The 23,015-nt window shown below is 60.8% G+C and carries 25 protein-coding genes; 8 read left to right on the forward strand and 17 right to left on the reverse strand.

Going from position 1 to position 23,015, the window contains the following annotated elements; genetic code table 11:
• Positions 1 to 15 precede the first annotated feature (15 nt).
• The 8 genes from H8S34_RS00210 to rpsB all read right to left on the reverse strand — a co-directional run bounded on the left by H8S34_RS00210 (position 16) and on the right by rpsB (position 7,202).
• Positions 16 to 1,074 carry a M50 family metallopeptidase gene (locus H8S34_RS00210; RefSeq protein ID WP_101693365.1) on the reverse strand — a complete coding sequence of 353 codons (1,059 nt, stop codon included), beginning with the start codon at positions 1,072 to 1,074 and terminating at the stop codon, positions 16 to 18.
• A gap of 63 nt (positions 1,075 to 1,137) precedes the next feature.
• A complete protein-coding gene (locus H8S34_RS00215) occupies positions 1,138 to 2,274 on the reverse strand; it encodes a 1-deoxy-D-xylulose-5-phosphate reductoisomerase (RefSeq protein WP_186962734.1) in 1,137 nt (378 codons plus the stop codon).
• Positions 2,275 to 2,291: 17 nt separating this feature from the next.
• Positions 2,292 to 3,116: a phosphatidate cytidylyltransferase gene (locus H8S34_RS00220; RefSeq protein WP_101693367.1), complete on the reverse strand. Its 825-nt coding sequence runs from the start codon at positions 3,114 to 3,116 to the stop codon at positions 2,292 to 2,294.
• Positions 3,116 to 3,862, reverse strand: coding sequence for an undecaprenyl pyrophosphate synthase (uppS, locus tag H8S34_RS00225; protein WP_101693368.1), 747 nt, complete (start codon positions 3,860 to 3,862; stop codon positions 3,116 to 3,118). Before uppS ends, H8S34_RS00220 begins: the two co-directional genes overlap by 1 nt.
• A gap of 78 nt (positions 3,863 to 3,940) precedes the next feature.
• On the reverse strand, positions 3,941 to 4,495 hold the full coding sequence (frr, locus tag H8S34_RS00230; RefSeq protein WP_101693369.1) for a ribosome recycling factor: 555 nt from the start codon (positions 4,493 to 4,495) through the stop codon (positions 3,941 to 3,943).
• Between the two features lies 1 nt (position 4,496).
• Positions 4,497 to 5,219, reverse strand: a complete 723-nt coding sequence (gene pyrH, locus H8S34_RS00235; protein ID WP_101693370.1) for a UMP kinase — start codon at positions 5,217 to 5,219, stop codon at positions 4,497 to 4,499.
• Positions 5,220 to 5,478: 259 nt separating this feature from the next.
• A complete protein-coding gene (gene tsf / locus H8S34_RS00240) occupies positions 5,479 to 6,396 on the reverse strand; it encodes a translation elongation factor Ts (RefSeq protein WP_101693371.1) in 918 nt (305 codons plus the stop codon).
• A gap of 83 nt (positions 6,397 to 6,479) precedes the next feature.
• Positions 6,480 to 7,202, reverse strand: a complete 723-nt coding sequence (gene rpsB, locus H8S34_RS00245; RefSeq protein ID WP_101693372.1) for a 30S ribosomal protein S2 — start codon at positions 7,200 to 7,202, stop codon at positions 6,480 to 6,482.
• Positions 7,203 to 7,462: 260 nt separating this feature from the next.
• Here rpsB and H8S34_RS00250 point away from each other — a divergent pair, with 260 nt between their 5' ends.
• A complete protein-coding gene (locus H8S34_RS00250; RefSeq protein ID WP_186962735.1) occupies positions 7,463 to 8,374 on the forward strand; it encodes an SIR2 family NAD-dependent protein deacylase in 912 nt (303 codons plus the stop codon).
• Here the strand turns inward: H8S34_RS00250 and H8S34_RS00255 are convergent.
• Positions 8,371 to 8,985 (reverse strand): hypothetical protein, encoded by a 615-nt coding sequence (locus H8S34_RS00255; protein WP_186962736.1) that lies wholly within the window; start codon positions 8,983 to 8,985, stop codon positions 8,371 to 8,373. The two genes, H8S34_RS00250 and H8S34_RS00255, sit on opposite strands and share 4 nt — an antisense overlap.
• A 235-nt stretch (positions 8,986 to 9,220) precedes the next feature.
• Between H8S34_RS00255 and H8S34_RS00260 the strand changes: the two genes are divergently transcribed.
• The 3 genes from H8S34_RS00260 (at position 9,221) to H8S34_RS00270 (ending at position 12,010) form a co-directional block, all read left to right on the forward strand.
• The gene (locus H8S34_RS00260) at positions 9,221 to 9,862 is read left to right on the forward strand and encodes a hypothetical protein (protein ID WP_101693375.1); all 642 of its coding nucleotides are present in this window, start codon (positions 9,221 to 9,223) and stop codon (positions 9,860 to 9,862) included.
• Positions 9,863 to 10,133: 271 nt separating this feature from the next.
• The gene (locus H8S34_RS00265; RefSeq protein ID WP_186962737.1) at positions 10,134 to 11,447 is read left to right on the forward strand and encodes an HD-GYP domain-containing protein; all 1,314 of its coding nucleotides are present in this window, start codon (positions 10,134 to 10,136) and stop codon (positions 11,445 to 11,447) included.
• On the forward strand, positions 11,441 to 12,010 hold the full coding sequence (locus tag H8S34_RS00270) for a DUF5317 family protein (protein WP_186962738.1): 570 nt from the start codon (positions 11,441 to 11,443) through the stop codon (positions 12,008 to 12,010). Before H8S34_RS00265 ends, H8S34_RS00270 begins: the two co-directional genes overlap by 7 nt.
• A gap of 47 nt (positions 12,011 to 12,057) precedes the next feature.
• Here H8S34_RS00270 and H8S34_RS00275 read toward each other — a convergent pair whose 3' ends face one another.
• From H8S34_RS00275 to alr, 3 genes are all read right to left on the reverse strand, one after another.
• Positions 12,058 to 12,588, reverse strand: coding sequence for a hypothetical protein (locus H8S34_RS00275; protein ID WP_186962739.1), 531 nt, complete (start codon positions 12,586 to 12,588; stop codon positions 12,058 to 12,060).
• 116 nt (positions 12,589 to 12,704) lie between these two features.
• Positions 12,705 to 13,070 (reverse strand): type II toxin-antitoxin system PemK/MazF family toxin, encoded by a 366-nt coding sequence (locus H8S34_RS00280; RefSeq protein ID WP_101693379.1) that lies wholly within the window; start codon positions 13,068 to 13,070, stop codon positions 12,705 to 12,707.
• 202 nt (positions 13,071 to 13,272) lie between these two features.
• Positions 13,273 to 14,397 carry an alanine racemase gene (alr, locus tag H8S34_RS00285; protein ID WP_186962740.1) on the reverse strand — a complete coding sequence of 375 codons (1,125 nt, stop codon included), beginning with the start codon at positions 14,395 to 14,397 and terminating at the stop codon, positions 13,273 to 13,275.
• A 318-nt stretch (positions 14,398 to 14,715) separates the two neighbouring features.
• Between alr and H8S34_RS00290 the strand changes: the two genes are divergently transcribed.
• Complete coding sequence (locus H8S34_RS00290; RefSeq protein ID WP_186962741.1) at positions 14,716 to 15,108, forward strand: hypothetical protein; 393 nt, start codon at positions 14,716 to 14,718, stop codon at positions 15,106 to 15,108.
• A gap of 312 nt (positions 15,109 to 15,420) precedes the next feature.
• On the opposite strand, the gene H8S34_RS00295 is transcribed toward H8S34_RS00290, so the two are convergent.
• The 5 genes from H8S34_RS00295 to H8S34_RS00315 all read right to left on the reverse strand — a co-directional run bounded on the left by H8S34_RS00295 (position 15,421) and on the right by H8S34_RS00315 (position 20,499).
• Positions 15,421 to 16,020: a hypothetical protein gene (locus H8S34_RS00295; RefSeq protein WP_366485509.1), complete on the reverse strand. Its 600-nt coding sequence runs from the start codon at positions 16,018 to 16,020 to the stop codon at positions 15,421 to 15,423.
• Between the two features lie 16 nt (positions 16,021 to 16,036).
• Positions 16,037 to 17,608 (reverse strand): NAD(P)H-hydrate dehydratase, encoded by a 1,572-nt coding sequence (locus tag H8S34_RS00300; RefSeq protein WP_186962742.1) that lies wholly within the window; start codon positions 17,606 to 17,608, stop codon positions 16,037 to 16,039.
• Positions 17,609 to 17,848: 240 nt separating this feature from the next.
• Complete coding sequence (locus tag H8S34_RS00305; protein ID WP_186962743.1) at positions 17,849 to 18,580, reverse strand: SDR family NAD(P)-dependent oxidoreductase; 732 nt, start codon at positions 18,578 to 18,580, stop codon at positions 17,849 to 17,851.
• Positions 18,581 to 18,607: 27 nt separating this feature from the next.
• On the reverse strand, positions 18,608 to 19,645 hold the full coding sequence (locus tag H8S34_RS00310; protein ID WP_186962744.1) for a BMP family lipoprotein: 1,038 nt from the start codon (positions 19,643 to 19,645) through the stop codon (positions 18,608 to 18,610).
• A gap of 107 nt (positions 19,646 to 19,752) precedes the next feature.
• Complete coding sequence (locus H8S34_RS00315) at positions 19,753 to 20,499, reverse strand: GntR family transcriptional regulator (protein WP_186962745.1); 747 nt, start codon at positions 20,497 to 20,499, stop codon at positions 19,753 to 19,755.
• Between the two features lie 415 nt (positions 20,500 to 20,914).
• On the opposite strand from H8S34_RS00315, the gene purE reads away from it, so the two are divergent.
• The 3 genes from purE to purC are packed head-to-tail and all read left to right on the forward strand — an operon-like array spanning position 20,915 to position 22,945.
• Positions 20,915 to 21,430 (forward strand): 5-(carboxyamino)imidazole ribonucleotide mutase, encoded by a 516-nt coding sequence (gene purE / locus H8S34_RS00320; RefSeq protein ID WP_101693998.1) that lies wholly within the window; start codon positions 20,915 to 20,917, stop codon positions 21,428 to 21,430.
• Between the two features lie 57 nt (positions 21,431 to 21,487).
• Positions 21,488 to 22,177, forward strand: a complete 690-nt coding sequence (locus tag H8S34_RS00325) for a phosphoribosylaminoimidazolesuccinocarboxamide synthase (protein WP_101693387.1) — start codon at positions 21,488 to 21,490, stop codon at positions 22,175 to 22,177.
• Between the two features lie 57 nt (positions 22,178 to 22,234).
• Positions 22,235 to 22,945 (forward strand): phosphoribosylaminoimidazolesuccinocarboxamide synthase, encoded by a 711-nt coding sequence (gene purC / locus H8S34_RS00330; RefSeq protein WP_101693388.1) that lies wholly within the window; start codon positions 22,235 to 22,237, stop codon positions 22,943 to 22,945.
• The last annotated feature ends 70 nt before the right edge of the window (positions 22,946 to 23,015 follow it).

Consider the following 23,015-nt stretch of genomic DNA (forward strand, 5'->3'; position numbering starts at 1 on the left):
CCTGCCGCTCCCTTCTTATTGGATGAGTTTGTACACGTCGTTGACGGCTACCACCGCCATCAGGGCCAGCAGGCAGAAAAAGCCCGCCACGTTGACCGCGTTTTCATACTTCGGGTCCAGCTTCTTATGGGTAAAGAGGGTCACCACCGTGTTGATCAGCAGGAAGAAGATCCGTCCGCCGTCCAGCGCCGGGATGGGAAGGAGGTTCATCACCGCCAGGTTGATGGCGATGAAGGCCACCAGGCTCATCACATTCTGCACGGCCTGCATAGGCGTGGCCGACTGGCTCCCCACCTCACCGATGGTATTGACAATGCCGATGGGGCCGGAGAGATCCTGGAAGCCCACCGCGCCCCGGATCAGATCGCCCAGGCTGAACCAAACCATACGCACATAGTCCAGGGACTGCTTGACCGACATCTCCACCTTCACCAGGAGCGTGGCCGGACGCTCCACCGCGCCCAGGTTGATCCCCCGCAGGCGGGTCATACCCTGCTCGGTCTGCCGCTCCTGATAGGGGATGTGGAGATCGTCCAGCACCACCCGGGCGCCGTCCCGCTCCACCACCACGTCCACCGTGTCCCCGGCCCGGTCCAGCAGGAGTTTGGCGTCCCCGAAGATCCAGACCGGATGGCCGTCGATCTCCAGAAACCGGTCCCCGATCTGGAGGCCGCTGTCCTCCAGCCCGTACCCCTCCGAGAAGCTGGACACCACCGGCAGCAGATAGGCCCGGGCCGGGATGGACAGCAGCAGGAGGATGACCACGCCGGTTAGGAAATTCATGAAGGACCCCGCCACCAGGATGATGACCTTGCGCCACGCCGCCTTGTTCTCAAAGGAGCGGGGATCGGAGGAGTCCCCCTCCTCCCCTTCCATGGCACAGAATCCGCCGATGGGCAGCAGGCGGAGGGAATACTGGGTCTCTCCCTTCTTGCGGGAGAACAGCTCCGGCCCCATGCCGATGGAGAACTCGTTCACCTTTACCCCAAGGAGCTTGGCGGTAAAGAAGTGGCCGAATTCGTGGACGGCAATGAGCAGGCCAAACATCAGGATCGCGATCAAAATATACAGCATGGGACCTCCAATCAAATGAAAAAGCAGGGGCGGCGCGTGACCGCGCCGCCCCGATGGGAACTCTCAGCGGACGCAGGCGCGGGCGGCCTCATCCGCTGCGAAAACATCGTCCAATGTGTCTGCCGGTCCGGCGGGGACCCGCTCCAGCGCCCGTTCCACCAGGCGCGGGATATCCAGGAACCCGATCTCTCCGGCCAGGAACCGGGCCACGGCCGCCTCATTGGCGCCGTTGAGGATGGCGGTCGCCGTTCCGCCCCGGCGGGCGGCCTCCTTGGCCAGCGGCAGGGACCGGAAGGTCTCCTCGTCCGGCTCGGCAAAAGTGAGGTTCCCGCACTTGACCAAGTCCAGCGGCTCGGTCACCGCACTTCCCCGGTTGGGCCAGGTGAGGGCATATTCGATGGGCAGGCGCATATCGGGCACCCCCAGCTGGGCGAGCACCGCGTTATCAGTGTATTCCACCAGGGAGTGAACTATACTCTCCCGGTGGACCACCACCGCGATTTTTTCCGGCGGAAGGCGGTAAAGCCGCATGGCCTCGATAAATTCCAGGCCCTTGTTCATCAGCGTGGCCGAATCCACCGTGATCTTGGCGCCCATGGACCAGTTGGGATGGCGCAGGGCATCCGCCAAGGTCACATGCTCCAGCTCCTCCCGGGTTTTTCCCCAGAAGGGACCGCCCGAGGCGGTGAGGATGAGGCGCTTGACCTCTCCCCGGTCCCGGCAGCCCTGGAGGCACTGAAAAATAGCCGAGTGCTCCGAATCCACCGGGACGATCTCAGCGCCCCAGCGGTCAGCCTCGTCCATCACCAGTTCTCCGGCACAGACCAGGGTCTCCTTATTCGCAAGGCCGATCCGCTTGCCCGCCCGGATGGCGGCCAAAGTGGGGCGCAGGCCCACACTTCCCACCACAGCGGTGATCACGGTGTCCGCCTGGGGCAGCGTGGCCGCCTCCAGAAGACCCTCCATGCCGGAGGCTACCCGGATGCCCGTGTCGGCCAGCCGGACCCGCAGGTCGTCGGCTGCCGCCGGGTCCATCAGAACGGCCAGCTTGGGCCGGAATTCCCGGCACTGGGCCTCCAGGCGCACCACGTCCCGGTTGGCCGTCAGGGCGGCCACGCCGATCTGACAGGCCCGGGCCACGTCCAATGTCTGCCGGCCGATGGAGCCGGTAGAGCCCAGGATCGAGATCATCTTCTGCATGCGCTCTCCTCCCTCCGTCAGACCCGGATGGCGGGCAGACACCGGACCAGCGCCTCCATCAGGGGGGCACAGAAAATCACGCTGTCAAACCGGTCCAGCACACCGCCGTGTCCGGGGAAGATCTTGCCATAGTCTTTGATGCCATACTCCCGCTTGATGTAGGAGAAGGACAGGTCCCCGATCTGGGAGACCGCGCTGCCCACCGCGCCGTACAGGGCCAGGAGCGGATAGCTCACCTGGAACTGGAACCCAAACTGGAGCACCGCTCCATAGAGCAGCAGCGTCAGAATGCTTCCCACAAAGCCGCCCACGGCCCCCTCCACCGTTTTCTTGGGGGAGAGCTCAGGGGCCAGCTTATGCTTTCCAAAGAGCATCCCGGCGAACAGGGCAAAGGCGTCGCTGAGGAAGGCCGCCAGGAAAGGCAGCAGAATCAGCACCTGCCAGTGCTCCATCCCACGGATGCGCACAAAGGAGGAGAGAAAAAAGGGGATAAAGACCGTAAAGAAGAAGGCCCCTCCCATTTTCTCCGTGGTGATCGTCTTGTGGCTGCGGATAGCCCGCAGGAACAGGAGCAGCACATACACAAAGAGGCCCGTCATGGCCCAGGCCTCATCGCCCCCCAGGTAGACCCAGAAAGGGATGAGACCCGCCAGCACGATGGAGCCCCAGGTAAGGGCGGCATCCTTCAAAAAGCCCGTGGACCAGAGCACCTCATGGACGGCGATCATGGATAAAATGGCCACCGCCGCCGGCAATACCACGGGAAACTGAGGTGCCAAGCCGAAGAGTACCAGAAAAATGACCGGGATAAAGACCACGGCCACCAGAATACGCTTCCCCATCAGACACCTCCGAATCGGCGGGAGCGGGTCTGATAGGCGTGAAGCGCCCGGTGGAGTTCCTCTTTCGAAAAGTCCGGCCACAGCACGTCGGTGAAATAGAACTCCGCATAGGCCGACTGCCAGGGCAGGAAATTGGACAGGCGCAGCTCCCCGCTGGGGCGGATGACCAGATCCGGGTCCGGGATGCCGCCGGTGTAGAGATAGGAGGCAAACTGTGCCTCGTCCAGCGCCTGGGGGTCCTGCCGCCCGGCGGCGCAGTCCGCCGCAAAGGCCCGGGCCGCCCGGACGATCTCATCCCGGCCGCCGTAGTTGAGGCAGATATTGACCTGACAGCCATCGTAGTGGGTGGAGATCTCCTCTGTCCGGCGGCACAACGCCTGGAGCTCCTCGCTCAGCGGTGAGAGATCGCCCAGGAACTTCATCTTGACCCGGTCCTTCTCCATCTTGCCGATGGCCTCTTGCAGATACTTTCTGAGTAGTCCCATGATGGCCGAGACTTCCTCCTCCGGCCGCTTCCAGTTCTCGGTGGAAAAGGCATAGACCGTCAGATATTCCAGGCCGATCTCCTTGCAGTAGGTGGCGATGGTTCGGAAGGTCTCCGCCCCCGCCGCGTGACCTGCGGTGCGGGGCAGGCCCCTCCGCTTGGCCCAGCGGCCATTTCCATCCATGATGATCGCCACATGGCGGGGCAGCCGGGTAAAGTCCACCTGGACTCCCGGCGCTTGCTTCGGTTTAAAGATGGGCATAGTGTTACTTCCTACCAAATCAGAATTTGAGTGCGGGGCGCGCCGCGTCCCGCACTCAGACTGTCAAACAAGCGGGGCTTACACCGCCATGAGCTCGGCTTCCTTCTTGGCGGAGAGCTCGTCGATCTGCTTGCAGCGCTTCTCCGTCAGGTCCTGCATCTCCTTCTCGTACTCCTTCAGGTCGTCCTCGGTGATCTCAGCCTTCTTCTTCATGGCCTTGTAGGCGTCCACCGCGTCCCGGCGGATGTTGCGGATGGCCACCTTGCCGGCCTCGGCGTACTTCTTCACCTGCTTGGAGAGCTCCTTGCGGCGCTCCTCGGTCAGCTGGGGGAAGGCCAGGCGGATAAGACGGCCGTCATTCTGGGGATTGATGCCCAGGTCGGAGGTCTGAATGGCCTTCTCAATGGCCTTCAGGATGGTGGCATCCCAGGGCTGGATGGTCAGGGTGCGGGGATCGGGAGAGGAAATGGCGGCCACCTGGTTGATGGGGGTGGGGCTGCCGTAGTAGTCTACCGTCACCTTATCCAGCACGGCGGCGTTGGCGCGGCCGGCACGGACGCTGGCGAAATCACTGATGACCACGTCAATGGTCTTCTGCATCTTCTCGTCATAGGGCTTGTGGACTGCGTTCATCTCACTTTTCCTCCTTCACAATGGTGCCGATCTTCTCGCCTTCCAGGACCCGGATGATGTTCTGGGGGTCCTTCAGGGCAAAGAGGATGACGGGAATCTTATTGTCCATGGACAGGCTGGTGGCAGTGGAATCCATCACCTGGAGGTGCTGCGCCAGCACGTCGTCATAGGTAATGGAGTCGTACTTCACCGCGGTGGGGTCCTTGTTGGGATCAGCGCTGTACACGCCATCGATATTCTTGGCCAGCAGGATCACATCCGCATCGATCTCCGCGGCGCGGAGCACTGCGGCGGTATCCGTGGAGAAGAAGGGATTGCCGGTACCGCAGCCGAAGATGACCACTCTTCCCTTCTCCAGATGGCGGATAGCCTTGGAGCGGATATAGGGCTCGGCAAAGGCCCGCATCTCAATGGCGGTCTGCACGCGGACCTCCACCCCCATCTGCTCCAGCACATCGGCCAGTGCCAGACAGTTCAGGGTGGTGGCCAGCATCCCCATGTGGTCGGCACGGGTACGCTCCATCCGGCCGCCGCCGTCCTTGACGCCCCGCCAGAAATTGCCGCCGCCCACCACGATGCCCACCTGGACACCCATGGAAATGGCCTGTTTGACCGCCTGGCATACGCTGCCGATCACACCGAAATCCAGTCCGCGGCCGGCGTCACCTGCCAGAGCCTCTCCGCTGATCTTCAGAAGAACGCGTTTGTATTGCGGCTCACTCATACTGTCAACCCCTTTTATATCTATGGTAAGGCGGCACCGGGCGGATGCCGATAAACCGCCAGTTTCAGTCTTTTGTTATTTTAACTTATTTTCCCCTGTTTGCATAGGCCTTGAAGCAAAGTTTTTACAATTTGTTCGCAACCGGCATACGGTTCTGCCGGCGCAAAAAAGGGACCAAGTACAAAACGTACCTGGTCCCTCTCGCTCCCCGGTCGCAAAGAGCGGGGACGCTTGCTTCAAATCTGGCCGGCAGGGGAAATTACTTGCCCAGCTGCTTGGCGATCTCCTCGGCGAAGTTCTCCTGCTTCTTCTCGATGCCCTCGCCCTTCTCGAAGCGGACGGCGTTCTTGAAGGTGATGGTGCCGCCCAGAGCCTTGGCGCTGGAAGCGATATACTGCTCCACGGTCATGGAGCCGTCCTTCACGAACTCCTGCTGCAGCAGGCAGTTCTCGGCATAGAACTTGTTCAGCTTGCCCATGACGATCTTCTCACGGACCTGCTCGGGCTTGGAGGCCATCTTGGGATCGTTGGACATCTGGACCATCATGATCTTCTTTTCCTCGTCCAGGACGTCCTGGGTCACCTGGCTCTTGTCCCAGAAACGGGGGTTCAGAGCGGCGATCTGCATGGCCACGTCCTTACCCACGGTCTCCACCTGCTCGGCGGAGAGGCTGGTCTCCAGGTTCACCAGCACGCCGATCTTGCCGCCCGCGTGGATGTAGGGCACAGACACGCCGTCGGTGAAGAAGGAGAAGCGGCGGACCTTGATGTTCTCGCCGATGACCAGGACCATCTCCTGCTGCTGCTGGGTGACGGTCAGGTCGGTGCCAACATACTTGCACTCCATCAGAGCGTCCATGTCGGCGGGCTTGTTGGCGGCCACAGTGGCGGCCACACCCTTGACGAAGTCCACGAACTTCTCGTTCTTGGCCACGAAGTCGGTCTCGGCGTTGACCTCGACCACAACGCCCATGCCGTCGATGACGGCGGCGTAAGCCATACCCTCGGCAGCGATGCGGCCAGCCTTCTTCTGGGAAGCGGCCAGGCCCTTCTCGCGCAGGATCTCAATGGCCTTGTCCATATTGCCCTCGGCCTCGGTCAGAGCCTTCTTGCAGTCCATCATGCCCACGCCGGTCATTTCGCGCAGCTTCTGTACGTCCTTAGCAGTGATTGCCATGATCACATACCTCCATTTTTTGTATAAAAGGAGCGCCCGCCCGCGCGGGCGGGCGCTCCCAATGTGTTTGTATCTCTGTAAAATTACTCGGCAGCCTCGGCGGTCTCCTCAGCGGGAGCGTCCTGCCCCTGCTTGCCCTCCTGGATGGCGTTGGCCATCACACCGGAGATCAGCTTGATGGCGCGGATGGCGTCATCGTTGCCGGGGATCACGTAGTCGATCTCGTCGGGATCGCAGTTGGTGTCGACGATGGCCACGATGGGAATGTGCAGCTTGCGGGCCTCGTTGATGGCGTTGCGCTCCTTGCGGGGATCCACGACGAACAGAGCGCCGGGGAGCTTCTTCATCTCAACGACGCCGCCCAGGTACTTCTCCAGCTTGGCGATCTCGCCCAGGTGCTTCATGACTTCCTTCTTGGGCAGCATGTCGAAGGTGCCGTCCTCCTGCATCTTCTTCAGCTGGTTCAGGCGCTCCACGCGGCCGCGCATGGTCTTGAAGTTGGTGAGCATGCCGCCCAGCCAGCGGGCGTTCACATAGTAACCGCCGCAACGGGTGGCCTCTTCCTTGATGGCCTCCTGGGCCTGCTTCTTGGTGCCGACGAAGAGCAGGGTCTGGCCGGACTCGCCCAGAGAACGGACGAAGTTGTAGGCCTCCTCCAGCTTCTTCACGGTCTTCTGCAGGTCGATGATGTAGATACCGTTGCGCTCAGTGTAGATGTAGGTGGCCATCTTGGGGTTCCACCGACGAGTCTGGTGACCGAAGTGGACACCGGCCTCCAGAAGCTGCTTCATAGAAACGACTGCCATGATTATTTCCTCCTTTTTGTTGTTACCGCCATCCGCCTCATCTTCCCTGCCCACCCTTGCGGGCACCGGACACAGAATCAGCAGATGTGTGTAATCATGCTCTGGTATTATATAATAGCTTTTCCCAAGATGCAAGTATTATTTTCCGAAAATCTGTTTTTATCCTTAACCTTGCCTTTTTCTTTGCTCCTTTTTATAATGTGGGTGTGCCGTCCTTTGGGAGAAAGGCACCAGTTTCAAATGAAACGGAGGAGAACTCCATGACATACGCCGAGCGGATGGCGGCCTATGCCGCCCGGGCGGCCGAGCTGGCGGCCCAGGACCCCACGCCCGCCCTGGAGCGGGCAGTCTCTCTGCTGGAAAGGGCCGGACATATCATCATCGGCGGTGCGGCCGGTCTCTCGGCCGCCGGCGGACTGGACTACCAGTCCGAGGAGGTCCTGCGCCGGGACTTTCCCGCTCTGCACGCCCTGGGCTACCACACCCTCTGGGAGGCCCTGTGGGACCCGTCGCGCACCTATCTGCAAAAGCAGGGCATGATCGCCGCCGAAGCCCTCTGGGCGCGGTACGATTTTCCGGTCATCCAGGCCTATCGGGACCTGCTGGCCCTGGTGGAGGGGCGCAATTATTTCGTCCTGAGCAGCAACATCGACGATCAGTTCCAGAAGGCCGGATTTGATCCGGACCGGATCTTCTGTCCTCAGAACAGCATCGCGGATTTTCAGTGTTCCGTCCCCTGCTGTGACGCCCTGTGGGACGGCGAGGCCATCTACCGCACCATCGTGGCCCATATGGACCCAGTCACCTATGCCTGTCGGGAGGAGGATCTCCCCCGCTGTCCCCACTGCGGCGCGCCCGCCGTGCGGAACATGCGCGGAAGGGACGTCTTTGTCTCCTGGAAGGTCATGGCCAACCGTGCCCCCTTTGAGCGCTTCTGGGCGGAGGCCGCCCAGGACGATACCGTCTTTCTGGAGTTGGGGGTGGGCTTCAACTCCCCCGGGCTCATCCGTCACCCCTTTCAGCGCATGACCGCCCTGTGGCCCCGCGCCTCCCTCATTCGGATGAACCGGGACTATCCCTCGGTGCCCAAGAAAATCCGCTCCCGCTCGGTGGAGCTGGGCGGCGACATGGCCCTGCACCTGCACCGCATGCGCCTCCTCGCCTCCCGCTAATCTGTCCTCCCTTTCGACCGCTCCGGCTCTCTCCCGGGGCGGTCTTTTGGCGTAATCGGCCATCCCCTTTTGTCCAGCCGGACACTGGCATACCTGGCTCCACCCCACTCCCACACCCACATCAGGCAGAACAGCGGCGTTAAGTGAAATCGTCCTCCCGCCGTGAAGGGTACGGCGATTTCCACGCCTTCTCCCACCGGGCGGATGAGCGCCCCTGCCACCCCCTCCGCCGCCCGGCGGAGAAGGGGGTCTCCCAGACGGGCAGGCAAATCAGAGAGGCGTGTCCACCCGGTCGGGACGGGCTCTCCCCCGCCCGGTTTGCCCCGGGAAAAGGCCAGTACCGCCTCCGCACCCGTCACCGGCCAGGCCCCCAGCTCGTTCAGCGTCTCCCGGGACACCACGCGCCGGAGACACAGCTTCTTCCCCTCTGGGAGAAAAGTGCCTGCCAGGTAGCTTCCTCCCCCGGCGCCCTGTATCCTTCCTTTATAGATTCCCTGTCCATCCTCCGGCAGTTCCCCATACAGGTGGATCTTGCCCCCCTCTTCCTGTACCCTTAAAAAACCCCGCCCACCGGCCAGTGCGAACTGCATCTCCACGCGCTTCCACCTCATTTCTCCCGCAATCTCATCCCTCCTATTATTCCTATGTGACGGCCAGTCAGACCATGCGCTGTCACACCTAGACCGCCTTTCCGCCCCTGTTGAGAAGGTTTTGGGAAAAAGGAAAAAATTTCTCTTTTTTCTGTCTAAAATATACGGTTACATACTTGCACCTTTTCGTCGGATTCTGTATAATAGCAACAGTTGTTGTAACTTTTTTGTCCCACCAAAAGGAGGACCTCAGACGATGGTTTTGGATACCGAGGCCTGGAAGGCGCTCGTCAATCAGCTCCCAGGTGTGCTGGGCGCCGCATTTCATGTGGAGGAAGAGACCGTGCGCGAGGTCCATATTCTCTCCGATCAGTCCCGCAGTCCCAAACAGGTGGTCCGGGACGTTCAGTCCGCCCTGCTGGCCAAGTTTCAGCTGGAGCTGGACCACCGGATCATCAGCGTGGCTCAGATCCCTGCCCCGCTGAAGGAGGGTCCCCGCCGTCTGGTCTTTGAGCGTCTGGATATGGCCAGCAGCCGGGACGGCGTCTCGGTCAAAGTCCATCTCCGTCTGGGCGACCGGCTCTATGAGGGAGAGTCCCGCTGCGCCCCTTCCTCGGGCACACGGACCCGCGCCATTGCTGCCGCCACGGTAGAAGCCATCAACTGTCTTTTGGCTTCCAACTGCCGGTTCTCGGTGGAGGCCGTGCGTACCACCGCTCTGGCAGAGCATCCGGTGGTGATGGTCGGTCTCTTCCTGAAACTGGATGGAAAGACCGAGTCCCTGCTGGGCGCCTGCTATGTGGGAGATGACGTCAATTTCTCCGTGATTCTGGCCACGCTGGATGCGGTCAACCGCCGTCTTTTGACCCTCCCCCCCTCTTCGGACTCTCTCCTGTAATTTTTCCCTTTTTCATATAGAGCGAAGCGAATACAGCCTGCCTATAGCGACACGGCAGAGTATCCGGTAAAGGAGCTGTATTCGATGAATAAGGCGAAAATCATGGTTGCTCTGACTTCCCTGGTTTCCCTGCTGGTCGCTGGCGGCGCTTACTTTAACTGGCGCTGAGCGATTCTTCGTGAGGCAGAAGCGGCTGGAATTTCTGGCCGCTTTTGCCTGTTCCCGCATATTCTGACGGTCCATACGGGTCTATTCGGAGGTTTTGACACTCATGCAGAAACACCAACCCTCTACCTGGTATATTGGCCTGGTCATCCTGCTGGGAATGGGCAGCGGAATCTATTCTGTCTGCCGCAGTCTCCAGGACGCCCCCTGGCAGGATCCCTATGTGCTGGGGGCACTGGTGATTCTGTGTGTGCTCTGCCGGTGTCTTCCGCTGTATATCCGTCCGGACTGCACCATTGATATGTCCTTTATCAGCATTCTGGCCACCGTTTTGCTCCTGGGGCCTGAGACCGCCACTGCCATCGTCTTTCTGACCAAACCGCTGGAGATCTATCCCCGGGAAAGCGGCGGCGGATACTGCCACATCTTCAATACCGCCCCTGTCAAAACCCTCTTCAATACCAGCAATCTCAACTTGTCCTTTACTCTGTCGGGGTTCCTCTATCACGCCGCGAATGGCGTGCCGGGAGATCTGTCTCTCCCCGGCGTGCTGCTCCCCTCCCTGCTCTTCGTGTTCTGTTCCATTGTGCTCAACAGCTTTATTCTGCTCTTCCTCTTCCTGCTGGAGGGCAAGGTCTCCTTTTATCCTACCATCCTTCAGATGTTTCTGGGGCTGCTGCCCAGTATCCTGTGTTCGGCTCCCATGGCCTATTTCCTGGCTATGCTGCTCCAGATGCCCGCAGGGGCCTGGCTGGCCTTCCTCTTCATGCTGCCGCTGCTGCTGGCCCGCTATTCCTTTAAGCTCTATCTGAGCAGTGTGCAGCAGCAATACAGCATCCTGAAGGCGCTGACCGCCGCTCTGGACGCCAAGGGCACCTATACAGAGGGTCACTCCGCCCGAGTCTCCCGCTTTGCCGTGCAGATCGCCGGGCGCATGGGGCTCTCCTCCAAGGCGATCCGGCAGCTTCAGACAGGGGCGGTGTTCCACGATATCGGAAAGATCGGCATCCCCGATTCCATTCTGCAAAAGCCGGGAAAACTGACCCCGGAGGAGCGGGCCGTCATTCAGCGGCATCCGGTCATCGGGGTAGACATTTTGAAGAACATCGACTCTTACCGGGAGATTCTGGACATGGTGCGCCATCATCACGAGCGCTATGACGGCGGCGGCTACCCGGACGGCACCCGGGGTGAGGAACTCTCTCTGGAGGTCTATATCCTGGCTGCGGCCGACGCCTATGACGCCATCACCAGCGACCGGCCCTATTGCAGCGGCCGCTCTCCCAAAGTAGCCGCCGAAATTCTGCGTGCCGAGGCAGGGCGACAGTTTCACCCGGAGGTGGCCCGTGTGGCCGCCGACATGGCCGAGTCCGGTCTGCTCGATCCCCACTCGGAGGAAGAGGAGGGCCCGCCATGCTGACCGCCGCGGTGATCCTCAGCCTGCTGATCGGCTGGATGGGCGGCGGACGGCTCTCCCGCTGGGAGGAGGCCCGAATTCACTGGCTTCTTCTACCAATAGCAGCCCTTTTCATACAGCACATTGCCGTCTCCTGGGTCCCCTGGCCCAAGACTGGTTCCGGCTTCTGGGGTCCGGCCCTGCTGCTCCTCTCCTATCTGATGCTGGGCCTGTTCCTGCTGCGCAACCGCCGGCGGACACGCACGGCCCTGTGTGCCGGGGCTGGATTGCTGTGTAATCTGGTGGTTATTGCCGCCAACGGCTGGCGTATGCCGGTCAGTACCCAAGCCGCTCTCCGGCTCTCCTCCCAGGGACTGGAGGCCCTCTCCTCCGGTGCCATCCCTATGTACGCCCTGGCCGGTCCGGAGACCAAGCTTCTCTTTTTGGGCGATATTTTTTATCTTCCCATTCCTCTTCTGCGGGGCTTTGCCAGCGTAGGGGATTTTTGCCTGGCCGCAGGGGTCTTCTTCTGCTTTATGGCCATGATGAAGCCCACCCGTCTGCCCATATGGCTGCGAAATGGATAATCACAGAAAGAGGGACAGCCCCTGGGGGGCTGTCCCTCTTTTTCATCTTATCGGATGCTGTAATTCCCTCTCACCATCAGGGTAACTGCTCCGGAGGCCTTCACGCCCCGCCCCTCAATGGTGGCCAGGTAGAGGTGATTGGCAGTCAATGCTCCTCCCGGCGCCAGGGTGCTCCCGGCCGTCATATCCACCAGGCCGGGCGAGGAGTCGGATACACAGACCGCCGTACCGCTGCGCAGCAGGATCTCGCAGGAAGTGCCCGCGACCAGCTGCTGCCCCTGCTTCAGGGTCACCACCTGATAGACCGAGGCGTTCCCCCCGCTTCCGCCGGAACCCTGTATCTCCTGGGCGTAACCGTCCGCCAACTGCTGCAGCTGGGTCTTGAGGGCGCTCTCCCGCTGGGTGAGTTTGCTGTCCACCTGGGACAGAATGGAGGGAGTCGCCTTCTCATTGAGATAGCTCAGTGTCACCAGGGGATCGCTCTGGCTGCCCTGTGCGGCAGCCAGAGCTACTCCCATCAGGGACAGCGTCACCAATCCTCCGGCCAACAGGCGCGGCATCCACTTTGTTGCTTTCATGGGTGTCCTCCTATGTACGATTCCAAAACGGACGCCAGGCCGGCAAATGCTGCATATTGCTATGTAGCCTTTCGCCGGCCCGCGTCCCGTGTGTTCTGTCTCTGCCGCCTCAGCGGTCAGACCAGCTGCTGGGGATGGAGGCCAAAGCTGACTGCAATGGCGGAATCCACCTGTTTCATCAGTGTACTGTCCAGCCTTCCCATATGCTCACGCAGCCGTTTCTTATCCAGAGTCCGGATCTGCTCCAGCAGGACCACCGAATCTTTTGGGAGCCCGTAGCTCCCGGCCGCAAACTCGATGTGGGTCGGCAGGCGCGCTTTGCCCGTCTGAGAGGTGATGGCCGCCGCGATGACAGTGGGACTGTGCTTGTTGCCCGTATCGTTCTGCACGATCAGAACCGGACGCACGCCCCCCTGCTCGCTGCCCACCACAGGACTCAGGTCGGCATAAAAAATGTCTCCACGTTTCACGCTGTTGTCCACAAAAGCTCACACTCCGCCGGAAGATAGTGGCCGGCGTCACCGGGGTTTTCCCCCCTTCGCCAAGCTACTATGATTCTCCCACGGCACGGCGGGATTTATACACGGCGCCGGGAAAATCCCCCGGAAGCTGTGTGCCCTCCGTCGGCCCGGCGATACTCTCCCCGGGTCATTTTATGCTCCGGCACAGGCAGTGGTTCCTTGCTCACTCCAGGTAGATCCGGGGCACCCGGCGGGAGACGGCGCAGAGCAATTCATAGGAGATGGTGCCCAGCAGGTCTGCATGCTCCTCCACCGGGAGCTCCTTTCCAAAGACCTCGGCCACATCGCCGGGGTGGACATTCTCCCCCGCGGGGACCATGCACAGGTCCATGCATACCCGGCCCAAAATGGGACGCCGCCCGCCTCCCAAAGAGACCACGCCCCGGTTGGACAGGCCCCGGAACAGGCCGTCGGCATATCCGATGGGGAGCACCGCCAGGCGGGTATCCTCCTCCAGCCGGGCCGTCCGGCCATAGCTCACACAGGCACCGGCGGGCCGCTCTTCCACGGCGGCCACCCGTGTCTTGAGGGTCATCACCGGCTCCAGCGCACCGCCGTCCAGTCCCTCACACTCCGGCGAGGGATAGTGGCCATAGAGCGCGATCCCCGGCCGCACCATATCCAGATGGGTGCACGGAAAGCGCAGGGTGGCCGCGCTGGCGGCACAGTGCCGGATCGCAAAGGTGATCCCCATGTCCTTCAGCTTGTCGATCAGGTCCAGGAATCGGGTAAACTGGAGCATGGTAAACTCCTCGCTCCCGTCGGCGTCGGAAAAATGGGTAAAGATGCCCTCATGGTTCAGACCCGGGAGGGCGCAGATAGCCGCCATGGTCTCTGCCGTCTGCTCCAAATGGGATGCATCGCAGCACAGACCCAGCCGGGACATTCCGGTATCCGCCTTGAGGTGGATCTTCACCTCTCTACCCTCGGCCTGGGCCGCCGCAGAGAGGGCCTTGGCGCTCTCCAGATCCCAGACGGTCTGAGTCAGACGCAGACGCACCACATCAGCCGCGAACTCCGTCGGAGTCTGCCCCAGGACCAGGATGGGGGCCGTGATCCCCGCTACCCGGAGCTCCGCGCCCTCATCCAGAGAGGCGACCGCCAGGTAGTCCGCGCCCAGCTGTTCCAGACGCCGGGCCACCGGGATGGCACCGTGGCCGTATGCGTTGGCCTTGACCACCCCCAAAAAGCGGCAGCCAGGGGACAGCATCCCCCGCAGCACCCGGTAATTATGCTCCAGAGCGCCCAGGTCGATCTCGGCCCAGGTGCGCTTCTGCCTGCTCTCCATGTAACCTGCCTTCTTTCCCGTTCACCATAGACACCATTGATTTTCATGCGTGCAGACATTATCATAGCACAAACCGTACCTTCTCACAAGGGAAGCCGGGCAACTTCCGGGAATTTCCCCACGAACTGCCGTTTCCTGCGGGTTCTGGACTCTTTGCCGGTTCTTTCATCCGTTTTTAATCTTCCCTTTAAAGAAACTCAAAGACATTTTGCCCGGGTTCGGGTATAATATAGAGCATCGGAGGGAGAACATCTCCCGTCGTGACATCCAAACCAATCGCACATCCCAGGATCAATCTAATTCAGGAGGTGTCTCTCTATGTGGGATAAACTGACCGATACGCTGACCAATGTGGCCTATGCCGGTGTGGGCGCCGCCGCCATCGCAGCGGAAAAAGCCGGTGAACTGGGCAAAGTTCTGGTCGAAAAGGGCGAGATCGCCGCGGAACAGGGACGGCAGATCAGTGAAGAGCTCCAGGAAAAGGGCAGACAGGCTGCCAAAGAGCGCCGGGAGCAGCAGTTCCAGGAGATGCTTGAGGCCATGACCGCCCAGGAGCGGGACGCGCTGCGCCGCCGTCTGGACGAGCTGGATGAGCTGGAGCGTCAGGCCGAGGAGGCCGCCCGGGAAGCGGCGGAAGCCGCTCCGGCCGACAATGTGACCGAGATTCCCTGTCCTCACTGCGACTGCTGCGAAGACGAACAGGACCAGTAATCCCAAAAAGGAGCTGCCATCCGGCAGCTCCTTTCAGCGTGTCGAAAAACTTCGACACGCTTCTCAAAAATGCAAGCATTTTTTCGAGGAGATACAGGCCGCCGCATGCACTCGCTGACGCTCGCACACTTGCGGCCTGAGAGGAGCGTTTTCCGACGTACACGCCGCCGGAAAACACCATTTAATTTGATTCTGCCGTCTGCGGACGGCAGAACTCTGCGAGGCTCTTGCCGCAAAAATCGCAGAAATACCCTTCCGCGACCGTCTGCAAAAAGGAGCTGCCATCCGGCAGCTCCTTTTCTTATTCTGAATTTACGTCATGGAGAATCCCGAAAGGACACATTGGACCACGGTAAAGCCGTCCTGGCTGATCTCCCCCCGCAGCATGGCATGGGTCGCAAGGTCAAACCAGATCTGAAGCTCGGTTCCGCTGCCCGCCTCTGCCTCCGGGTCCCGGATGGTGATGTGGAGGGTCTCCGGCTCTTCTCCGCCTCCCTCCAGCACACTCTCGGCCAAAAAGCCCTCCTGTATGCCGGTCAGCAAAACCGGAAGGGCGTTCATAGGACTCAGCCCCGCCTCGTTCAGGGGCCCGGTCTCCACCCGCACTCCCTCATATTCCAGCGTGGTCTCCCCCTCCCGGATATGGGCCATAATCCCCGCGATATGCTCCGGTTCGGTGATGGTGAGGGTCATTTCCTCCTCCCGCACATAGGAGAGGTCCAGCCCGTAGGTATACACCCGCTGGCCATAATCTGCGGTCAGTTCCACGTGGGCGGCACAGCTCTGCATGGCCAGATATTCCGTCCGGATATCAAGCGCCAGCTGTTCGGCCTCATTACCTGTCTCCCCGCCGCAGGACGGCAGCAGCAGACACAGGGCTATCATCGGTGCACACATCCAGCGATGGCGCACACCCGTCCCTCCTTCTTTATTGGGGTCCCAGTTCCCGGATCTTTCCCTCGCACTCCCGCAGGACACGGGGGAGCCGTTCGATCAGATCTCCGGGGGTCATGCCGTATTCGCCGATCTCTTCGGCGCATAGGTCCCCCGCCCGGCCGTGAAGCCACACGGCCATGGGCACCGCCTCCCGGCAGGACATCCCCTGCCCCAGCAGGGCCAGAATGATGCCGCCCAGGACATCTCCGCTGCCGCCCTTGGCCATACCCGGATTTCCGGTGGTATTGACATAGGCCGAGCCGTCGGGGAACGCCGTGATCGTGCGGTGTCCCTTGAGTACCAGACAGCAGCCGTGCTCCTGTGCAAAGGAGCGGGCGGCGGCCAGCCGGTCCCCGCTGCTCAGATCTCCGCCCAGGCGGAGGAATTCCCCGTCATGGGGGGTCAGGATGGTGACCACGCCCCGCCGGGCCTCCAACACATCTATATGCCCTTCCAGCGCATTTATGCCGTCCGCATCCAGGATCACAGCAGTATGGGCCGAGCGCAGCAGATGCCGCACCACCGACGCCACGCCGTTCCCCCGGCCCAGCCCGGGTCCGATCAGGCAGACGTCACTGGAATTCATCCGGGCCAGGATCTGCTCCGTGGCCTCCAGCGAGAGCATTCCCGTTTTACCCGCAGGCAGCGGGCTGGGCATGGCCTCATCCAGCTTCATGGCCACCACAGGCCAGATGGGCTCCGGCACACCCACCGACACCAGGCCCGCGCCCGCGCGGACGGCGGCCCGGGCCGCCAGGACAGGGGCTCCGGTATAACCCACCGATCCGCCCAGGATATAGTCCCGCCCGAAATTCCCCTTGTAGGCGTCCCGCTCCCGGCGGGGCAGGTAGACGTCATTTTCACACACGGAGTAAAAATTGCTCTCCGTCCACAGCACCAGATCCAGCGGGATGCCGATCTCGGCCACCGTCAGCCGTCCGGTGCGCAGGCCGCCCTCTCCCAGGAAATGTCCGGCCTTGGGCAGGGAGAAGGTCACCGTCACATCGGCCTGGACGGCATCCCCCAGGATCCGTCCGGTATCGGCCTCCACACCGCTGGCGATGTCTGCGGACACCACCGGGATGTCGCAGGTGTTCATCATCTGCACCGCCATCAGGGGATCCCCCCGCAGGGGGGTATTCAGCCCAATCCCAAACAGGGCGTCCACCATCACGTCGGCCTCCAGGCACCAGCAGGCAAAGTCCGGGTCATCGGGGGTGAAATCCTCCAGAGAGCCACCCTTGGCCTCCAGACGGCGTTCCATCTCCCGGCAGTCAGAGGTCATCTTCTCCCGCCGGCCCACCAGGACCGCCCGGACCTCCATCCCCGCCTCCATCAGAAAGCGGGCCGCGGCCACGCCGTCCCCGCCATTGTTGCCCGCGCCGCAGAAGCAAACCGCCCGGCGGGGTCTTCCCGGACGCTCCGGCCGCGCCTCCGCCACGCTGACAGCGGCACGCGCCACTGCCCGGGCCGCATTTTCCATGAGCAAGGTGGACGCGATCCCCCGCTCCTGAATGGCCGCGCGGTCCATCTCCCGCATCTGTTGGGCTGTTGCGATCTTCATATACTCTCTTCCTCCGCTGAAACGGCTGCACGGCCGGCCTTCTCCGCTGTCTGCCCCCTCTCTTGACAGGCGAGACAGCCCGGTCCGATCCATGCGCTGTGTGATTCAGCCCCTATTCTAGCACGTCCCCTGTCCTTTGTCTAAGCCTATTTTTTCGCTCCGGGACAGAAAGAGCGGGAGCGCCCCGCCCCTCCATATGGAGTGCGCGCGCTCCCGCTTTCCCAGGCGGCTTTTCCGCCCTTAAATACAGGTAAATCCTCCGTCTACCAGCACGGTGCTCCCCGCCATAAAGCTGGCCGCGTCGCTGGCCAGGAATACGATCATGGCGGCGATCTCCTCCGGCTGGGCCAGGCGCTTGATGGGGAAGAGACTGGCGAAGTCGTCCAGGCTGCCGTTGGCCTCGATCCCGCACATCAGGGGCGTAAGGGTCCCTCCGGGGCAAACCGCGTTGACCAAAATCCCCTCCGCGGCATAATCCGCCGCCATGCTGCGGGTGAGCTGGATGACCGCTCCCTTGGTGGAGGCATAGGCGTCCAGCCCAGGGGCTCCCACCGTGCCCGCGGTGGAGGCGATGTTGATGATGCGTCCCCCGCCTCGCTTGCGGATGGCCGGAATCAGATACTTGCTCATCAGGTAAACGCTGGTCACATTGACGGCAAAGATCTGGTTCCACTCCTCCAGAGACAGTGTCTCTACCGTTCCGTCAATGGACATGCCCGCGTTGTTGACCAGAATGTCGATCTCCGGATAGTCCCGCAGGATGGCATCACAGGTCTCTGCGATCTCCTCCGGGCAGGCCATATCACAGGGGTAGAAATGGCAATTCCCAAGCTGCTCCATTTCCGCGCCCCGCTCCCGGCTGCGGCCCAGGACTAGGACAGTGGCCCCCCGCTCCAGCAGCTTTTCTGCGGTGCTCCTTCCGATTCCAGAGGTTCCGCCGGTGATTACCGCGACCTTTCCGCTCATTTCCATGGCGTCCTTCTCCTTTCTGCTCTTCTATCAGCCCAGCTCGTACTCATTGGGAACGTGGATGGTGCCATCCGCAATGGCCTGAATGGTCTCGTCCACCTTATCCAGCACTTCCTGGGGGACCTCCTTTTTGAGCTCCTCGTTCCACTCGAAAGAGACGGAATCATTGGATGTATCCAGATACATAATCTCCGGCTCGCCCACCTCATCATTCAGGATGGCCTCGGTGGCGTTGATAAATGCCTTGGACCAGTCACCCATGGTATTTGCAAGCACAGTCTCCGGGGCCTGAGGAATAAAATCTCCTAATGTTCCAAAAGCATAGACCCCTTCGCTTTCTGCCGCCGCCTTTATTGATCCTGACTGCGCTTCGTTGCTGTTGCTGTAAATAAAATCTGCGCCCATCTTAATTTGATTCATGGTGACTTCGTATCCCTCTGTCGGATCTGTTGAACTGAGCACATTAAATAAAATTTTTACATCTGGATTAACACTCTTAGCCCCCAGCTCGAAGGCATTTGTCGTCTTTGTATATGCCGGATAATCTCCTCCCACTGAACAGCCAAGCATGTTGCTTTCTGTCATCATTCCCGCTACAACACCGGCCACATAAGTGCTCTGCTCCAGGCAGAGAGAAACTGGAAATTGGTTCTCTCTTACCTCGGTTCCTCCTGTTGTGACGAACCAGGTGTCCGGGTAATCCTTACTGATCTCGGCCAGAGGCGTAGAGCACTGTCCCCCATGGCCGAATACGATCTTGTAGCCCTCGGCAGCCATGGACTCGCCCTCGCTCTTGATCGCGTCTGCTGTGGCCGCCTCTACAACGGCTACTTCACAGCTAAACTGCTCCTCCAGCAGCGCGCCGGCCTCGGCCGCCTGCTGGGAGAAGCCGCCATCCGTGGGGGAACCGGGAATGAGGATGCCGATTTTGATCTCACTTTCTCCCTCCGGTGTTCCGGAAGAATCGGCGGGGGCGCCCTCTCCTCCCCCGCCGCACGCGGCCAGGCCGCCCATCAAAAGGGCGGAAGCGGTCCATAGGAAAATCTGCTTTCTGAGACATTCCTTCATATCTGTTTCCTCCTATCTCAAAATGGAGCCCCCGGCTCCAGGGATAACGGAAAACATATGGGTGTTTCGTATGGATGCAGTCTATGGCGCTGTGAAATCGTTGTATCTTATCTTCTGCGGACCAGGCGCAGCGGCAGGATGTCCTTGCAGAAGCAGGCGGTGCCGCGCAGGAGCTCCAAGCTGCCCACACCGTATCGGACATCGTCCATCCGGAGCAGCGGGGCCCCCTCTGCCACCTCCAGTTTGGAGGCCAGGGCGGCATCCGCCGTCTCTACCGTCTGCTCTGCCAGTGTGACCACCGGCTGCCGGATGCAGAAGAGCTCCAGAAATTCGTTCAGGGTAAGCTCGGCAAAATTCTTCCAGCTCTGATAGTCAAACTCCAGGTTGCTGCCCCGGAAATAGACCTTGCTGTGGATCATGGGAACGCCGTCCCCCAGGAACACCCGCTCCAGCATCAAAAGCCGCTCCTCCCCCTGGCCAATCTCCGCTCCAAGGGGCAGCTCCGCCTCTTCAGGGGAGATCCAGCGGTCCTCCAGAAGGCGCACCGCAGGTGTCATTCCCCGGGCGGCAAAGAGCTCCTGAAAGCTGAATTCCTCGTCGATGCGGGGCTGTGCGGTGCAGATCGGCGCATTGATGAGGGTGCCCCGGCCCCGCCAGCGGGTGAGATACCCCCTGGACTCCAGTTCGCTCAGCACATCCCGGATCACCACCCGGCTCACTCCGGCCAGCTTTGCCAGCTCTTCCTCGGACGGCAGCTTCTCCGTCCCCTCTTTGACCGACTGGGAGATGAGACGCAGAAGCGTCACCTTCCCCTGGGCATAGGGCTCATCCGGCGTCCGCATCGGTCGTGTCATCTTATCTTCCTCTCTTTCCGTACCACTATTTGTGATACATACCGTCTATTAGTATTACTATTTGAAGTATAGTATGACAAATTGGTTCTGTCAACCCCTTTTCGACACTGCACTGCCGGGTATGGCAAAATGCGCCGTTCTTCCCCCCGCTCCCCTTGTATAAGCATACAAAAATCCACCTCTGCACTTGCAAAGCGACAGAAGAGCCGATATAGTATAAGCATTCTTTCTTTGATAAGGGGGAACGGACGTGGATCGGATGCTGAACTGGAAGATTACTGCACATAAGCGCCTGTCTCAGGGTCCCAATGCGTCCAAAATAGCGGTTTGATTAGGAAGGGTATCCGTATAACGGATACCCTGATTTATTTTGTACCGACCTAACTTTTTGTTTGGTTCCGTCTCCCTTCCCAAGATGAACGAGGAGGTCATTCCTGTGAAGAAAGTTGCCATCATCATGGGCTCCGACAGCGACTGGCCGGTGGTCAAGGCCGCCTGCACCCAGCTGGACGAGTTCCACATCCCCTACGAGGCCCATATCCTCAGCGCTCACCGTACCCCCGTCCAGGCGGCCGAGTTTGCCCGGGATGCCCGGAAGAACGGCTTCGGCGTGCTCATCTGTGCCGCCGGTATGGCCGCACATCTGGCGGGCGCCTTTGCCGGCAACTCCACCCTGCCCGTCATCGGCATCCCCATGAAGGGGGGCGCCATGGACGGTCTGGACGCCCTGCTGGCTACCGTCCAGATGCCCAGCGGCATCCCCGTCGCCACGGTGGCCATCAACGGCGCCAAAAATGCCGCCGTCCTGGCCGCTCAGATCCTGGCCGTCAGCGATGACGATCTGGCTGCCCGGCTGGATGAGGCCCGGGTCAAGATGGCCCGGCAGATCGCCGAGAAGGAAGCCAAGCTTCAGGCCGAGCTGGCCCAGTAAGCGTACCCGCTGCCCGATAAACTGATCTACTAATCTTTGTTCTGGAGGATGATCCACATGGAAAAGAAACTGGTTTACACCGGAAAGACCAAAGACGTGTTTGCCTTGGACAACGGCAACTACCTGCTGAAGTTCAAAGACGACTGCACCGGCAAGGACGGTGTGTTCGATCCCGGTGAAAACTCCGTGGGCCTGACCATCGACGGTGTGGGCGACGTGAACCTGCGCATGTCCATCTATTTCTTTGAGAAGATCAACGCCGCCGGGATCAAGACTCACTATGTCAGCGCCGACCTGGAGAACACCACCATGGAGGTCCTTCCCGCCAAGGTGTTCGGCCATGGTCTGGAGGTCATCTGCCGCCACAAGGCCGTGGGCAGCTTCCTGCGCCGGTACGGCGAGTACATCGAGGAGGGCGCTGATCTGCCCGCCTATGTGGAGACCACCTTCAAGAACGACGAGAAGGGCGACCCTCTGGTCACCAAGGACGGCCTGGTGGTTCTGGGCGTCATGACCGAGAAGCAGTACGACGACATGAAGGCCCAGACCCAGCAGATCACCCAGATCGTGGCGGACGAGCTCAAGGCCCGCGGTCTGGTCCTGTACGACATCAAGTTTGAGTTCGGTTACGATGCCGACGGCAACGTCATGCTCATCGACGAGGTGGCCTCCGGCAACATGCGGGTGTACAAGGACGGCAAGTATGTGGATCCCATGACCCTCTCCAAGCTTTTCTTCGCCCAGTAATCATCTCTGCTATCAATTGCTATCAATATCCTAATGTGTGCAAGGGGAATGTGAACTATGGAAAAAACAACGCAGCTCTATGAGGGCAAGGCCAAGAAGGTCTATGCCACCGAGGACCCCAATCTGGTCATCGTGTCCTACAAGGATGACGCCACCGCCTTCAACGGCCTCAAGAAGGGCACCATCACCGGCAAGGGCGCCATCAACAACCGCATGACCAACAACCTCATGCGCCGCCTGGAGGCCAAGGGGGTCCCCACCCACTTTGTGGAGGAGCTCAGCGACCGGGAGACCGTAGTCAAGAAGGTCTCCATTGTGCCCCTGGAGGTCATTGTCCGCAACATCTCCGCCGGCTCTTTCGCCAAGCGCTACGGCGTGGAGGAGGGCATCGTCTTTGACGAGCCCACCATCGAGTTCTCTTACAAGAACGACGACCTGGGTGATCCCCTGCTCAACTCCTACCACGCCCTGGCCCTGAAGCTGGCCACCCGGGAGGAGATCGAGCTCATCAAGAAGTACGCCTTCATGGTCAACGACCTGCTCAAGGGCTTCATGAAGGAGATCGGCATCGATCTGGTGGACTTCAAGCTGGAGTTCGGCAAGACCGCCGACGGCCAGATCGTTCTGGCTGACGAGATCTCCCCCGACACCTGCCGCCTGTGGGACGAGAAGACCCATGAGAAGCTGGACAAGGACCGCTTCCGCCGGGATCTGGGCGGCGCGGAGGAGGCCTATGAGGAGGTCATGCGCCGCCTCATGGGAGAGTAAACCTCTCCCGGTTTCCGTTATCATCTGACTTGGCGGACCGGCCCCGCGCCGGCCCGCCCCCACATTTCTA

The organism is Pseudoflavonifractor hominis (genome assembly GCF_014288125.1).
GTDB classification, from domain to species: Bacteria; Bacillota; Clostridia; order Oscillospirales; family Oscillospiraceae; genus Pseudoflavonifractor_A; species Pseudoflavonifractor_A gallinarum.

Coding starts and splice junctions, on each gene's coding strand:
- H8S34_RS00210 (WP_101693365.1), bottom strand. CDS start 1,074: ATGCTGTATATTTTGATCGCGATCCTGATGTTTGGCCTGCTCATTGCC.
- H8S34_RS00215 (WP_186962734.1), bottom strand. CDS start 2,274: ATGCAGAAGATGATCTCGATCCTGGGCTCTACCGGCTCCATCGGCCGG.
- H8S34_RS00220 (WP_101693367.1), bottom strand. CDS start 3,116: ATGGGGAAGCGTATTCTGGTGGCCGTGGTCTTTATCCCGGTCATTTTT.
- uppS (WP_101693368.1), bottom strand. CDS start 3,862: ATGCCCATCTTTAAACCGAAGCAAGCGCCGGGAGTCCAGGTGGACTTT.
- frr (WP_101693369.1), bottom strand. CDS start 4,495: ATGAACGCAGTCCACAAGCCCTATGACGAGAAGATGCAGAAGACCATT.
- pyrH (WP_101693370.1), bottom strand. CDS start 5,219: ATGAGTGAGCCGCAATACAAACGCGTTCTTCTGAAGATCAGCGGAGAG.
- tsf (WP_101693371.1), bottom strand. CDS start 6,396: ATGGCAATCACTGCTAAGGACGTACAGAAGCTGCGCGAAATGACCGGC.
- rpsB (WP_101693372.1), bottom strand. CDS start 7,202: ATGGCAGTCGTTTCTATGAAGCAGCTTCTGGAGGCCGGTGTCCACTTC.
- H8S34_RS00250 (WP_186962735.1), top strand. CDS start 7,463: ATGACATACGCCGAGCGGATGGCGGCCTATGCCGCCCGGGCGGCCGAG.
- H8S34_RS00255 (WP_186962736.1), bottom strand. CDS start 8,985: ATGAGGTGGAAGCGCGTGGAGATGCAGTTCGCACTGGCCGGTGGGCGG.
- H8S34_RS00260 (WP_101693375.1), top strand. CDS start 9,221: ATGGTTTTGGATACCGAGGCCTGGAAGGCGCTCGTCAATCAGCTCCCA.
- H8S34_RS00265 (WP_186962737.1), top strand. CDS start 10,134: ATGCAGAAACACCAACCCTCTACCTGGTATATTGGCCTGGTCATCCTG.
- H8S34_RS00270 (WP_186962738.1), top strand. CDS start 11,441: ATGCTGACCGCCGCGGTGATCCTCAGCCTGCTGATCGGCTGGATGGGC.
- H8S34_RS00275 (WP_186962739.1), bottom strand. CDS start 12,588: ATGAAAGCAACAAAGTGGATGCCGCGCCTGTTGGCCGGAGGATTGGTG.
- alr (WP_186962740.1), bottom strand. CDS start 14,397: ATGGAGAGCAGGCAGAAGCGCACCTGGGCCGAGATCGACCTGGGCGCT.
- H8S34_RS00290 (WP_186962741.1), top strand. CDS start 14,716: ATGTGGGATAAACTGACCGATACGCTGACCAATGTGGCCTATGCCGGT.
- H8S34_RS00300 (WP_186962742.1), bottom strand. CDS start 17,608: ATGAAGATCGCAACAGCCCAACAGATGCGGGAGATGGACCGCGCGGCC.
- H8S34_RS00305 (WP_186962743.1), bottom strand. CDS start 18,580: ATGGAAATGAGCGGAAAGGTCGCGGTAATCACCGGCGGAACCTCTGGA.
- H8S34_RS00310 (WP_186962744.1), bottom strand. CDS start 19,645: ATGAAGGAATGTCTCAGAAAGCAGATTTTCCTATGGACCGCTTCCGCC.
- H8S34_RS00315 (WP_186962745.1), bottom strand. CDS start 20,499: ATGACACGACCGATGCGGACGCCGGATGAGCCCTATGCCCAGGGGAAG.
- purE (WP_101693998.1), top strand. CDS start 20,915: ATGAACGAGGAGGTCATTCCTGTGAAGAAAGTTGCCATCATCATGGGC.
- H8S34_RS00325 (WP_101693387.1), top strand. CDS start 21,488: ATGGAAAAGAAACTGGTTTACACCGGAAAGACCAAAGACGTGTTTGCC.
- purC (WP_101693388.1), top strand. CDS start 22,235: ATGGAAAAAACAACGCAGCTCTATGAGGGCAAGGCCAAGAAGGTCTAT.